The 13,203-nt window shown below is 44.6% G+C and carries 9 protein-coding genes; 4 read left to right on the top strand and 5 right to left on the bottom strand.

Features of this window, described 5'->3' with window-relative positions; all coding sequences use genetic code 11:
- Window positions 1-47: 47 nt before the first annotated feature.
- The gene (gene yegS, locus BCT34_RS18930; protein WP_076654759.1) at window positions 48-953 is read left to right on the top strand and encodes a lipid kinase YegS; all 906 of its coding nucleotides are present in this window, start codon (window positions 48-50) and stop codon (window positions 951-953) included.
- Between the two features lie 101 nt (window positions 954-1,054).
- Here yegS and BCT34_RS18925 read toward each other — a convergent pair whose 3' ends face one another.
- Window positions 1,055-3,529: an EAL domain-containing protein gene (locus tag BCT34_RS18925; protein WP_076654760.1), complete on the bottom strand. Its 2,475-nt coding sequence runs from the start codon at window positions 3,527-3,529 to the stop codon at window positions 1,055-1,057.
- Window positions 3,526-4,644: a substrate-binding domain-containing protein gene (locus tag BCT34_RS18920; RefSeq protein ID WP_076654761.1), complete on the bottom strand. Its 1,119-nt coding sequence runs from the start codon at window positions 4,642-4,644 to the stop codon at window positions 3,526-3,528. The genes BCT34_RS18925 and BCT34_RS18920 overlap by 4 nt, the downstream gene beginning before the upstream one ends.
- An 81-nt stretch (window positions 4,645-4,725) precedes the next feature.
- Here BCT34_RS18920 and BCT34_RS18915 point away from each other — a divergent pair, with 81 nt between their 5' ends.
- On the top strand, window positions 4,726-5,820 hold the full coding sequence (locus BCT34_RS18915) for a substrate-binding domain-containing protein (protein WP_076654762.1): 1,095 nt from the start codon (window positions 4,726-4,728) through the stop codon (window positions 5,818-5,820).
- Between the two features lie 114 nt (window positions 5,821-5,934).
- On the opposite strand, the gene BCT34_RS18910 is transcribed toward BCT34_RS18915, so the two are convergent.
- Together BCT34_RS18910 and BCT34_RS18905 are read right to left on the bottom strand one after the other, a co-directional pair.
- Window positions 5,935-7,617 carry an alkaline phosphatase family protein gene (locus BCT34_RS18910; RefSeq protein ID WP_076654763.1) on the bottom strand — a complete coding sequence of 561 codons (1,683 nt, stop codon included), beginning with the start codon at window positions 7,615-7,617 and terminating at the stop codon, window positions 5,935-5,937.
- 143 nt (window positions 7,618-7,760) lie between these two features.
- Window positions 7,761-8,549, bottom strand: a complete 789-nt coding sequence (locus BCT34_RS18905; RefSeq protein ID WP_076654764.1) for an SUMF1/EgtB/PvdO family nonheme iron enzyme — start codon at window positions 8,547-8,549, stop codon at window positions 7,761-7,763.
- 137 nt (window positions 8,550-8,686) lie between these two features.
- Here BCT34_RS18905 and BCT34_RS18900 point away from each other — a divergent pair, with 137 nt between their 5' ends.
- Both BCT34_RS18900 and BCT34_RS18895 read left to right on the top strand, forming a co-directional pair.
- Complete coding sequence (locus BCT34_RS18900) at window positions 8,687-10,018, top strand: anaerobic sulfatase maturase (protein ID WP_076654765.1); 1,332 nt, start codon at window positions 8,687-8,689, stop codon at window positions 10,016-10,018.
- Window positions 10,019-10,099: 81 nt separating this feature from the next.
- On the top strand, window positions 10,100-11,158 hold the full coding sequence (locus BCT34_RS18895; protein WP_076654766.1) for a hypothetical protein: 1,059 nt from the start codon (window positions 10,100-10,102) through the stop codon (window positions 11,156-11,158).
- Window positions 11,159-11,302: 144 nt separating this feature from the next.
- On the opposite strand, the gene ggt is transcribed toward BCT34_RS18895, so the two are convergent.
- Window positions 11,303-13,033: a gamma-glutamyltransferase gene (gene ggt, locus BCT34_RS18890; RefSeq protein WP_076654767.1), complete on the bottom strand. Its 1,731-nt coding sequence runs from the start codon at window positions 13,031-13,033 to the stop codon at window positions 11,303-11,305.
- Window positions 13,034-13,203 lie beyond the last annotated feature (170 nt).

Below are 13,203 nucleotides of genomic sequence, written 5' to 3'. Positions count from 1 at the left end.
ACTTTATTGCTCCTAAACATCAAGTTAGCCCATACAAGGACATAGCCATGGAAAGCATTCGCGCAATTTTAAATGGAAAGAAAGCCAATATCCCTGAGTTAAGGCAAGCGATCTATGCGGCAAGGGATAATGATGTTGATCTGCAGGTTAGAGTGACGTGGGAATCGTCAGACATGTTTCGTTTGGTCAGCGAAGCAATATGCGATGGTGTGAAGCGGCTGATTGTAGCTGGTGGCGATGGAACCGTGAATGAAGCCGTTAATGCGCTTAATCAGTTCCGAGCCAGTGAGAGACCACAACTTGCGATTATTCCAATGGGAACCGCGAATGATTTTGCTACCGCAACGGGAATCCCCAATGATGTTGCAGATGCTTTTAAGTTAGCGCTGGAAGGGAATGCGTTTGCGGTGGATAGTGTTCGCGCGAATGACCGTTATTTCATGAATGTTGCCGCAGCAGGATTTGGCGCGGAAGTGACTGCGGAAACGCCTGTTGAACTCAAAGACTTTCTTGGTGGTGGCGCATACACGCTGACAGGTGTGGTGAAAGCTCTCGGTTTTAAACCTTACAGTGGCACGTTGACGATAGATAAAGGCAGCTTTACTGGTGAGATCCTTGTTGGGGCTTTTTGTAATGGCCGCTTGGCTAGTGGTGGGCAAGAGCTCGCACCGAACGCTTTGATTGATGACGGCTTAATGGATCTGACTCTCGTCAAAGCCTTCGTTGCTTCTGACTTGCCAAAAGTCATCGAAGAACTCAAGCATCCAGCCGACGACGGCAAGTACATTGTTCACACTCAATCTCGCTGGTTAGAGATAGATTTCCCTCAGTCACTTCCCATTAACCTTGATGGTGAGCCTAATCGGTCCAACCAAATACGTTTTGAAGTCATGCCATCAAGCATTTGTTTGGTGCTGCCTGATAACAGCCCTTGTTTGATGAAAAATCAATGATGGCATTTAAGTGACTGATTAACTCTCAGAGATAGTCGATCTCTAAAAGGCTGGCCAAATGAACCTACTTAGTTGAAGCGTTTTAGTACCGACGGTCGATGTTATGCCTCTTTTTGACTCTGCTCAGAGTTAAGTAAGAAGTAAGACACCCAATCATTGATCGGCAGAGGACGAGCAAAGAAATATCCTTGAGCGTATTTACAACCAATCTCACGCAGTGTCTTAACATGGCTCTGGGTTTCAAGACCTTCTGCAATCACAGAAAAATCGAGTATTTGCGCGAGTTTAAGCACCGCGCAAGTAATCTCATAATCGACCTTGGAAGAGTTGATGTCTTCAATAAAGCTTCGATCCAATTTTACGCAATCAGCCGAAAGATTCTTCAATACGGACAGCGAAGAGTAACCTGTACCAAAATCATCAATCGCAATCTTGTAACCTTTTGAATGAAGTACTTCTATCGTCCGAGAGCAGGTTTCGAAATCTCGCATCATATCTCTTTCTGTTATCTCGAGTAGCAACTGATGAGGTTTGCAGTCGGTTTCATCGAGTATAACCTGCAGTTGTTCGGCAAGATCGGTCATGTAGAACATTCGTGCAGAGAAGTTGATTGAGAAAGTCACGCCCTCTAAATCGATTCCAGTGCGTTGCCACTCGGTAATCAGATTGGCTACTTTCTTAAATACCCATTTATCGATGTCGATAATGAGATCACTTTTCTCCGCGACTTCAAGGAAATCAACCGGTGGAAGGAGCCCAAGCTTCGGATGACGCCAGCGAACAAGCGCTTCCGCACCAATGATCCCTTGTGAGTCTAAGTCGACTTTAGGTTGGAAGAATACTTCAAGCTCGTCGTTGGCTATCGCTTGATGAAGCCCCATGTTGGTTTCAATTAAGTCGTTCACTTCATGAGTCATTTTATCCGCGTAAACTTTGTATTGATCTCTACCATTCCTTTTGGCGTGATACATAGCGGTATCTGCGTTTCGAATTAAGGTTTCACGGTCGAAACCATGAGTAGGGTATTCACACACACCGATACTTGCTGAGACAAAGATGGAATTATCACCGATGTAATAGGGCTTTCTTAATGCGTGATTCAAACGATCGGCGATCGGCTCACCTTCCTGTAGGCCAACGTTTGAATAAACAACTAAGAACTCGTCACCACCCATTCGTGCAACAAAGCCTTTATCACCGACCAAGTTATTGAGGATGTGACCCACATTAACCAATAAGTTGTCTCCAGGTTCATGTCCTAAGGAGTCGTTGATGGTTTTAAACTCGTCAATATCGAGATAGAACAATAAGAAAGAGGCGTTGTCCTCTTGGGATTTTCTAATCTCTTCATCTAACCGCTTGGTTGCTAACAATCGGTTTGCCAAATTCGTCAGTGGGTCATGGTGCGCGAGGAAGTCGAAATTCTTTTTCTCTTCAGTGAGGTCGAGATAAGCTTCAGATAGCCTTAAAGCCATATCGTTGTAGGCTTTTTCTAAGTGTGACCATTCGTCACTTCTTCCAAGGTTGATTGGGCTTTTGAGACTACCGGATTCTAAACGGTCGAAGCCGTGTCTGAGAGCATTGAGTGGTTTTCGAATGTGATGTCTCACAACGTGATTGGCTAACAGCATTGATAATACAACGGCCGAAAAGCTGATAATGATGGCATTCAACCTTGATAAACCGATCTCTTTTTCTAGTTTATCGGTCAGTTCTAAAGCTTGGCTTTGTACGCGAGATTCGGTTTTCTCTACCATTTCCAACAAGTCACTTTGAGCAACTAACAGTGATGCCATAACCAACCAACGCTGTTCTAGATTAGCTCGAATACGTTTTAACGCGGCATTGTATCGCTTCACGGTACGGTGAATTCGTTTCTTCTCAGCAATAACCGCAGACGTTTCTATATCGACGTTTTCTAAATGGAGCAAGAAGATGTCGAGCTCTTTCTCGACTTCAATAAGCAGTACTTTCTCAGTTTCTGGCGTGATACGACTGTGAATGTCTCCAACCATTTTCCCCGAGGTAAGGAAAGACTCTCGTAACATGTTGATGAGATCTAATTCATTGTTATAACGAATGAAATTGGGTTGGTCTAAGTGTCTTAGCTTGCTGTCTGCGATTGCAAACTCGAGGTGATCAAGTTGTTCGGCCAACGTAGCATCGATTTGATTGGTCTGCTTTAGAATTCGATTTAATGCGAGTGAACTGCCTAAGAAGCGATGGAAGTTATCGATAAAGGCGTCGATCTTTTGTGAGAACCCTTCGTTGGTTGAGAGATCTCTTAATCGTTGTAGTTGGAAATCGACGTTAAATGCTTCTTCAGACAATGTAGTTTCACTGAACAAAAAAGTTTGTTCCAACAACTTAACTCGAGAGGTGAGCGTAAACACACGACGACTGATTTCAGAGTTAACAATCAAATCTGATACGTGCGTTGAGGTTTCCGTTTTGAGTGTCGACTCTACGTAATAGAGCGATCGGATCACCATGATGACGGCAAAGCTTACAATCAACAGCGACACTAGGTTTGAAATAATGAGCCGTTGGGTGATGTTTATCTGAGGTAGTTTCATTGTGGCTTCCAAATTTTCAGATACGCTTCACGGTAGCCATTTTTAGGGTCGTAGATACCTTTGTCTGACTCGCTAATGAGCTCCTCAACATTATCAGGAGTAACAAGGTGTACAGGAGCTGAGTAGCCACTTGGAGGCATCTGATTGAATGCTCTGTTGAGCTCGTCGACAATTTGCCAACCCTGTAGATATAAAGGTTCAGGAACGGTAGCCAGTTGAAACTGACCGCTATTGATTCTCTTGTATGCGGCTTTGCTGCCGTCACCCGCTGAAATGTTTTGTGGAATTAACCGATATTCTTCAAGATTCGATTCCAAAGAGGGGACAGCGTAATCAATGTATAGGTCGTTGATTGCTAAAATATGAGTGATTTTTTCATCGTATTTCTTTTCTAGCGTTTGCAGTGTCGCGGGCATTTGCTCTGCGATTTCGTCTAGCGGTAAGTAGTTCAGTTCAAGTACATCACATGTGCTGCAACGTTTGATGGTGTTGATCATTGCGTTGGCTTTGATCATCGCTATTTCATAGTTCGGGTCGGTAAACACCACGGTTTTTGCTCGTCCGTTTGAGTTTACAATCGCGAGGAGTGCGGCTACTTCCGCAACATCGAGAGGGTCGGTGGTGATGTTGGTGTATAAGCCGATATCAGGGTTGCCGCCGACCAGCTCAGTGGCATGCCAACCAATAACGACGATTCCGAGATCTTCCGCTTGTTTCAAAATGGTTTTATGTCGGACTGCATCGATGCCGCCAAGAACAATGGCATCGGGTTCAAAGCCAATCGCTTTTCTAATTGCCGCACCTTGGCGCACTTCCGATCCCAAACCATCAATGAACCTCAGGTGCCAATTAATGTTTGAAATGGCTTCAGAGATGCCTCTACCCACCCCATAAACTCCACCATTACGTAAATCGGACGCGACGAAAATAACGTTTTTTTCATGACGCACTGCTGGGCCTTGCATTGGGCCATCCCACGTTCGCTGGTTAGAAACCGCTCGCATCACTTTTTCTTCGGCATATTGGAAGAAATCGTCTTCATGATTACCCGCAAAACTCTGAGAGCAGCAAGTAGTAGCGAGCAACAAACTCGCAAAATTTAATCTCTTATTCATATGGCTTATAAAATGCTTTAACTTATAATCGCCCTATATTTATAATATTGTTAATAAACATTCAAACATTTGGTAACAGTTATGCCGGGTCAAATTTGTAAAAATGCTCTATTTATCTTACTGACAGCGTGTTTTTGCCTCCCTTTGTACGTCAATGCTGATGGGGTAAGGTCGGAGACTGATGTAAAGAAACTTGAAAAATTTCAAGAGACTGTAAGTGGCGAGCCAGTTTTATTTGCTCCGATGTCGTTAGAAAAACCGGTAAGAATTGCGTTAATTTATCCAAGTGCAGATATTTCTGACTTTTGGACAAGAAATTACACCGCATTGAAGGAAAGACTCATCGCTTTGGAGCTACCTTTTGAGATCAGTGAGTTTACCTCAAGGCAAATTGAGCACTCATTACAAACCCAATACACCGAGCAAGTCCTGAACTCTGAGACGCCTTATGATTTCGTCATTTTTGGCCCGTCTGAACTGGGTATCCAGGCTGGTAACATCCAAAAACTGTCTGCTTCAAAAGATTTCAAAACCTTCATCTGGGCGTTTCACACACCTAATGATCAATGGAAACACCAACCAGACAGTTGGTTCGATTTCTCAAGTACGATGGGGGCTGAGGTTCTATGTGAGCATGTTGTCAAAGAGCTGGGAAATAACGTCGAATTTTCAGCAAATCGAGGAATCCCGGGGATAACAGACACTCAACGCTCACAAGGTTTCATTGATTGTGTAGAAGAGAAAGGTGACTGGTTAACTGTGTATGAACACTTTGGGCAATATCAGAAGATAGGCGGAGCCGATGGGATTCGCTTAGTGCTCGGTAACTTTCCGGAAGTAACCATGGTTCACAATGCCAATACTGCGATGACCATGGGAGCTGTGGACGCATTAAATAAAGCTGACATGTTGTCTGAAGTCTATGTCACGGGGTGGGGCGGTACTGCGAAAGAGATAGAAAAGATTCGCTCCGATGAATTGGATGCGACGCCTATGCGAATGAGTGACGACCTTGGTGTGGCAACGGCTGAAGCGATTAAGTTTCATTTGGAAGAGCGAGAAGCAGAAGTTCCGTTGGTTTATTTGGGCCGTATCACTGTTGTGCACAACAAGATGAACGACGACCAATTAAATCAACTCACCAGAGAAGCGTTTCGTTATTCCGGTAAAAATTAAATCACTTTAGGGCAACTCGTCATACTTCGATAAAAAAGCCGCTTACCCATCACAGGCAAGCGGTTTTTTAGGAGAGAAGCATATATCGTTTACTCGATCAGAGAACGAATACTGCTAGTCAGCGATTTCTTTCAATACCTCTCCAATCGAACCACTTGGCTGAGTGATCCCAAGTTTGTTCGAAAGTGTTGGCGCAATGTCGTATGGCGTCACTGCTCGTGATACTTTCTGAGCTTCAACATCGTAGCCTGCGAAGATCACTGGCACATGTGTGTCGTATTTCCATGGAGAACCATGAGTCGAGGCAATTTGCAGACCTTCCATATCGTTAATGTAGCTGCGCGGTGCAAATACCACGTACACGTCACCAGAACGAGCAGGGTGGTAGTTGTTCTTGATGAGCTGCATTACATGCGTATCCGGTACTCGATTGGCTGCGATATCGCTGCTTGATACAGCAAACGCAACGCCTTTCACTTTTGCAATTTCATCGGCTATCGCTTCTTGTACTTTAGCCAGATCAAGCTTCTTCTCAGCGATTAGATCGTGATTCAAGTAGATGTAAGGTTGCGCATATAAACGAATAGCGTCTTTAGTTAGACCAAATTCATCCTTCAATCGTTTCTCGACACCACTAGAGAGCAGTGTGTCTTTATTGAAGTATTGAGCCTGATTAAAGCCAAGCGCATTTGCCGCAGGTGAAGATTCAGGAACACCGTGGTCGGCAGACAGCACAATTAATGTGTTTTCTAGCCCGACTTGGTTATCAACGGTTATGAAAAGCTTAGCGAGAGTCTTATCAAGTCGGATCAAGTTGTCTTCAGTTTCTAGGCTTTCAGGACCGTAAAGGTGTACTACGTAGTCGTTTGAAGAGAAACTCACAGACAGATAGTCGGTCACGTCGCCTTGGCCAAGCTTCTCTTGCATTAATAAGGTGCTAGCGAAGTTTTCCGTGATTTCATCACCAGCCGGGCTCACGGTCAGCGTTGTGCTGTAGTACTTGTAACTCGCAGGGCCGTAAGGGTGAGGGAAGGTGCGTTGGAAATCACCGAGTTTCACTTTGTGTTCGGTATCGTGTTCTTGCAACGTATACTTATCACGCGGTAATGAGAGACCCCACTTTTGTTTGGAATACTGAGCAGCAATCGCTTTTTCGTTCCAGCGTGATACCCAAGCTGGGTATTCGTCGTAGTAATAGTTACTCGTTACAAATTCAGATTGTGCTTTGGAGAACCAGAAGGCTTTACCACTGTGTCCCGCCAATGAGATTGCGCCACGGTCTTTCACAGACACACCGAAGACTTTTGATTTGCCACTATTGGAAATCGTTAGCTCATCACCAAACGTGGTGGAAAGTATTGGCTCTGGAGAGCGGCCGTCGCCTTGTGCTGTCTTCTGCGTTGGGTCTATTTCTGTTGCTTTATCGACACCTGCACCCGAAGTTAGCATTTCGTAGTTGCCATCCTCTACGTTATACACCAAACGTTCTTCGCTACGATCATACCAAACGTTACCCACCATGCCATGTACACTGGGTGGAGCACCTGTTGCAAGCGACACATGTCCTACAATCGTTTCCGTGTTGCCATGTTGGTAGTTCGCATTTGTGTAGTATGTACCGTCATCCATCAGATAGCGGAAACCACCTTCACCGAAGTTGTGTTTATATCGTTCAATAAGGTCGGCACGAAGGCCATCTACCGTGATTTGGAGGACTAGATTGGGCTTATCTGCGGCAGAGGCAGGCAAAGCACAGAGTAAAGCGAGTGCTAGTCCCGAAAGCTTAGTGTATTGCATAAAGTGTCCTTATTGAGTGTGACCGTAGCGTTCTAACGTTTGGATGGTGTGATTTTATTTTGATTCTTCGTTTAAAGAGGCACTTCATGCGCCCCTTTAATTTGCTTACTTATTCCATTTGTGAGCTGGTATGTATCACTGACCTAGTCTGCATCTTTAACTAAACGTAAACCCATATCTGACATCGTGATCGATTGGCTTGCGAAGTCACGACGGTAACTTTCGGATTCATTTTCGTCGTAAGCAAAGCTGCCACCGCGCACCGATTTGTGTGATAAGCCGATGTCACTGTGTTTTGCGTTATTTGGATTGTCTGTTGGGCCGAATCGGTAGAAGGTGTCATCAAAAGCATCAATAACAAACTCGCCGACGTTTCCTGTCATATCATATAAGCCTAGTTCATTTGGCTTCTTTAGCCCGACTGGATGTGCGCTATTTTTAGAATTTGCTGAGTACCACGCAACATCATCTAAGTTATTGGAACCACTGTAAGTATAGCCTTTGCTTTTGTTGCCACCTTTCGCTGCAAATTCCCACTCCGCTTCAGTCGGCAGACGGTATTCTTCGCCAGTAAGTTCGTTCAATTGTTCAACAAAATAGTTTGCTTGCTGCCAGCTAAGGTTATTGACTGGAACTTGTGGGTTTTGGAAATAACTGAGAGATGAACCCATTACCGATTCGAACAATTCTTGAGTCACCTCAAACTTCGCAATATAGAAACTATCTACAGTTACATTACGTGCAGGACGCTCTGCTTTGGTCGCTTCTGGATCGTTCGATCCCATTGTGAATGTGCCGCCTTCAACCAATACCATCTCTTGGTCAATTTGTTGGGCGATAGGGTGTGTAGGCACGCTTACACAGCCACTCAGAAGAATAGTCATGGTGACGCTGCTAATTGTTGTTAACTGTTTGTAATTAAGAAATTTCATCACGTGCCTCAGATGTTCGAAATAGGGTGTAATTCTAATGTTTAAGGTCATTCCTATTGGTTATAAAGGGTATAACATGCCACTCGACCGAATAGGAATTATGATGGGTCCAGAATACTAAAATAGGTAGGTAGATCATGCATATTACTCAAGGTCCACAATATAACGGTAAAGCATCTAAGCGCTTGCATGTTATGGCTAAGCCGATTGGCGCAGCATGCAACATTGACTGTAAATATTGTTACTACCTAAGTAAGCAAGATTTATTGGAGTACAAGAAAGGCAGTTCTCCAAGAATGGATGATGAGACGTTAGAAACCTACATCCGCCAATACATCGAAGGTCAAAATACACCGGAAATCATTTTCTCTTGGCAGGGCGGAGAACCGACCATGCTGGGCTTAGCCTATTTTGAACGTGTTGTTGAGCTACAGAAAAAGTATCAACCTGAAGGTGTATTGATTTCAAACGATTTACAAACTAATGGCACGTTACTGAATGACGATTGGGCGCAATTTCTTGCGAAGAATAACTTCTTGATTGGCTTGAGTATCGATGGCCCTGAAATGCTGCACAACGCCTATCGTACCAACCGAGCTGGCCGTGGCACATTCAAACAAGTGATGGCGGCTGTCGAGCTGCTGCACAAGCACCAAGTCAAATTCGCAACGCTCACCTGTGTGAATAACCTCACCAGTCAAAACGCATTAGAAGTGTATCGCTTCCTACGTGACGTGGTGAAGTCTCCACAAATGCAGTTTATTCCTATCGTAGAACAGAAAACCTTTAGAACCGTTGCGCCGCAAACGTCTCAAGTGAGCGAGCAACTAAAGCAAGGCGACAAACGCCTAATCCCCGGTCATAAAGATTCGATCATGGAGTCGTGGTGTGTTTCTGACTTAGCGTGGGGCAACTTCCTGATTACTGTGTTTGATGAGTGGGCAAAGCTCGATATCGGTAAAGTGTTTGTTCAGTATTTTGAAGCAAGTTTGGAAACGTGGATTGGTCGTCCGAATCCGCTTTGCACCTTGAATGAGATCTGCGGTAAAGGCTTAGCGATGGAGCCAAACGGCGATGTGTTCTCTTGTGACCATTACGTTTACCCTGAATATAAAATCGGTAATATTCACCACGAAAAGCTTGATGACTTAGCATACAGCGCACCACAACAGAAATTTGGTTTCGCTAAATCGCGCACACTGACCAGTCAATGTCAGCAATGTGACTACAAGTTTGCTTGTCATGGCGAATGCCCTAAAAACCGCTTTATCAAAACTCGTGCGGGTGAGCCGGGCTTAAATTATTTATGTGCGGGCTGGCACAAGTTCTTCTCTCATGTCGATAAATCGATGGCGTATATCGCGCGTGCGATGAGACATCCTGTTGCACATGGTAAGTACAGTGATTCCGTGATGATGGCGCGTCGTGCAGAGATGGCTAAACAAGCAACGTTCGAGACCAAGTTCTAATTCAAGGTCTATCAATCTTAACGACATTCAATCAGATATGAGTCTAGGGACAGGCTAAGTTCTCAAGTTTAAGGTAACACTATGATCAAGAAGAGTTTAGCGACAGCGATTACTTTATTAATGTCAACGTCCGCATTGCTATCAACGTCAGTAATGGCAGCCAATGGCGTTCAACAAACCGTTGATGCACCAGCACAGAACATCAATCAAGTGCTTGAAATGACGGATACTCAAACACGCATTCAGCAGCTGTCTTACATGGCACAAGATCAGAATCAGTCTATTGAAAACCGTACTGGCGCACTGCAAGAATTGGCATCATACCCAAGCCAAAATGCGCTGGTGGCCGTTGCTAGAGGTTTGAAAGACCAAAACCCTGAAGTGCGTGAAGCCGCTGTTATTGGCTCTGAACCTTATCAACTAGAGCACCGTTGGGCATTGGTTTCTCCTTTGCTTAAAGACAGCGATACTATGGTTCGCCACACAGCGACATCAAACTTAGTCCGTGACTTCAATACTCTAGACGGTACGCAAAAAGCAGAAATTGAGCCTGCGGTAAAAGACCTGATTAGTTTCTTGGAAACTCAAGAGTCAGAGAAGTTTCAGTTGTTGTTTGCAGATGTTCTACGTTGGCACAACGAGTGGGATAAAGCGGAGACTGTTTATCTAGAGCTGATCAAAACGCATCAAAATGATCCTCAAGTATGGTTGAGCTACGCAGACAATTTCCGCGCGCAGAACAAAAACCAACAAGCAGTAGAAGCATTAGATCGTGGTTTGGAAAATGTACCAAACAATGCCGCTCTTCACTATTCGAAATCGCTTACTCTGGTACGCCTTGAAGATAAGGTTGCGGCAGCAAAAGAGATTGAAGTCGCCGCTGAACTCGCGAAAGACAACAGTTACTACTGGTACCTCAATGGGGTACTACAAGAAGAGTTGAATATCGACAAGTCGACGAAATCGTTCGAGAAAGCGTATTTGATCTCTGGTTCTCCGGAGCAGTTATACGCGGTATGTGATATCTACGTGCGCTATGGCAACGAAAAAACTGATGAGTGCCTAAGTGAGTTAGGTAAAGTGGCGCCTGACTATGTTATCGAGCAGTTGAAAGAGAAACGAGTAGCCGCTAGCTCATAATCTCTTAATGAGTACATAGAGAAGCTTCCAATGAAAGGCCAGTCGATACGTTCGACTGGTTTTTTTGATTATGGGTTGCTAGATAAGGCTTAAGTGACAAAAGAAAAATTAGGGCAAGCAAATTACTTACCCATTTCGTTTTTGTTATTCACCCATAGAGCTTGATGCTCGGCGCCTGTCTGTCGCGCCATAGATCTTGCCATCTTTAACTTCAATGGCGTTCAAGCCACTGACGACTGGAATCACATGTACCGGATAACCAAGCTGCATGAATTCTGGTACCAACATTTCAGCGTAGGTTTTCTTCTCGACCAGTAAACCTGTTGGGTCATAAGGTTTCGTGCGATCTATTTTGGTGCCGTATTGAATGTTTGGAAGGTCAATCGCTTCTTGCGCAGACAGATCCCAATCGAGTACACCAACGACGGTTTTCAAAACGTATCCCGGAATTTGCGAACTGCCGGGAGAGCCGACAACTAAACGCAGGTCATCTTTTTTATCCATCACTATTAATGGTGTGATTGCTGAACGAGGTCGCTTACCTGCTTCAATGGCATTTTGAGTAGGTTTGCCATTTATGGTTGGTTTGGTGGAAAAGTTCGCCATCTGAGCGTTAAGAATTACACCATCGACCATGACTCCTGACCCCATGCCAGTGCCAACAGTGCTGGTCATTGCAATAGCATTACCGTCTTTGTCGATAATCGATATGTGCCCGGTATCTTGGCTCTCAAAACCTTGATACTGAGCGTAATTGGTATCTGTTAACTGGCCAGCTTTCGGCTTTGTTTTCGCAATACCAGTCTCTGGAATGAGCTTACGTCGTTCATCGATGTAAGACTTGTCGAGTAGGGCAGCAACTGGCGCGTCAATGTAATCAGGGTCACCTGCATACGCTATGCGATCGGCTTTGGCAATTCTCATCGCTTCTGTCATTAAGCGCCATGGTTCAACATCGGTTTTAGACATGTCAGCTAAGTCATAGGCTTCTAACATTTCAAGACTTTGAGCCACCATGACACCACCAGAGGCTGGGTAGCCAAATGATACAATCTTATTGCCTCGGTAATCGCTTTCGATAACCTCACGTTGTTTCACTTGATACTGTTCAAAATCTTCGATTGAAAGTTTAGCGTGGTCGGCGTCGATTCGGCTGTTCACCGCTTCAACTATGTGCTTACCAAACTCGCCACCATAAAGGTACTTATCTCCTTGTTGAGCTATGTTGTTCAGTGTGTCGGCAAGCTTTGGATTGGTCATCAAAGTGCCTGTTGGTTTGATCTCATCGTTATCCCAATAGAGTGCTTTGATTTCTGGGTCTTCAATTAAACGAGTTTGCTCGCGAACCACGATGTCGTAGGTGTAGCTGTTCATCGCATAGCCCTTGCTAGCCAGCTCAATCGCTGGCTGCACTAACTCAGACCAAGGTAGCTTTCCGTATTCTTGATGTGCGCTGTAGAGCAAACGAAGTGTACCGGGTACCGCGACAGATCTTGGTCCTAAAATCTCATTTCGACTTAGCGCTTCACCATCTTCCATAAACATGTTTGGAGTGGCACTAGAAGGGGCTTCATCACGACCATCAAGAGCGAGGAATTGGTCTTTACCTTTTTGATAAAACAGTGCAAAAGTACCACCACCAATCCCCGTCATATCCGGCTCTACGACCGACATGGTCATTTGCATTGCAACCATCGCATCAATGGCGTTACCACCTTGTTTGAGTATCGAATACCCCGTGCTGCTTACATATGGGTTTGTCGCACTTACCATAAACTTCTCGCCACTTTCATCGGGCGTAATTGGAAAAGGATTTGGTTCGGCGGCGAAACCGACCGCTGAAACCAAGCTTAAAGATAAAGTAGCTATTCGCATGCGTTCTCCGTTTAAGGTATCTGTTTGTTCGCTGTTAGGTTGACCAAATTAAAGTAGTGAAGTTCGTGAGTTTGCAGCTTTCTTACACAATGCTGACGCCTCTGACATTAGTGATTTAATCACCCAAATACTTCTGAATTAAAACATAGCTATGATTAATGTTTAGCCAT

It is taken from the genome of Vibrio sp. 10N.261.45.E2 (genome assembly GCF_002875705.1).
In the GTDB taxonomy this organism is placed as follows: domain Bacteria; phylum Pseudomonadota; class Gammaproteobacteria; order Enterobacterales; family Vibrionaceae; genus Vibrio.
This window is presented reverse-complemented; position numbering and strand designations above follow the sequence as displayed.

Coding starts and splice junctions, on each gene's coding strand:
- BCT34_RS18895 (WP_076654766.1), top strand. CDS start 10,100: ATGATCAAGAAGAGTTTAGCGACAGCGATTACTTTATTAATGTCAACG.
- ggt (WP_076654767.1), bottom strand. CDS start 13,033: ATGCGAATAGCTACTTTATCTTTAAGCTTGGTTTCAGCGGTCGGTTTC.
- BCT34_RS18905 (WP_076654764.1), bottom strand. CDS start 8,549: ATGAAATTTCTTAATTACAAACAGTTAACAACAATTAGCAGCGTCACC.
- BCT34_RS18900 (WP_076654765.1), top strand. CDS start 8,687: ATGCATATTACTCAAGGTCCACAATATAACGGTAAAGCATCTAAGCGC.
- BCT34_RS18920 (WP_076654761.1), bottom strand. CDS start 4,644: ATGAATAAGAGATTAAATTTTGCGAGTTTGTTGCTCGCTACTACTTGC.
- BCT34_RS18925 (WP_076654760.1), bottom strand. CDS start 3,529: ATGAAACTACCTCAGATAAACATCACCCAACGGCTCATTATTTCAAAC.
- yegS (WP_076654759.1), top strand. CDS start 48: ATGGAAAGCATTCGCGCAATTTTAAATGGAAAGAAAGCCAATATCCCT.
- BCT34_RS18910 (WP_076654763.1), bottom strand. CDS start 7,617: ATGCAATACACTAAGCTTTCGGGACTAGCACTCGCTTTACTCTGTGCT.
- BCT34_RS18915 (WP_076654762.1), top strand. CDS start 4,726: ATGCCGGGTCAAATTTGTAAAAATGCTCTATTTATCTTACTGACAGCG.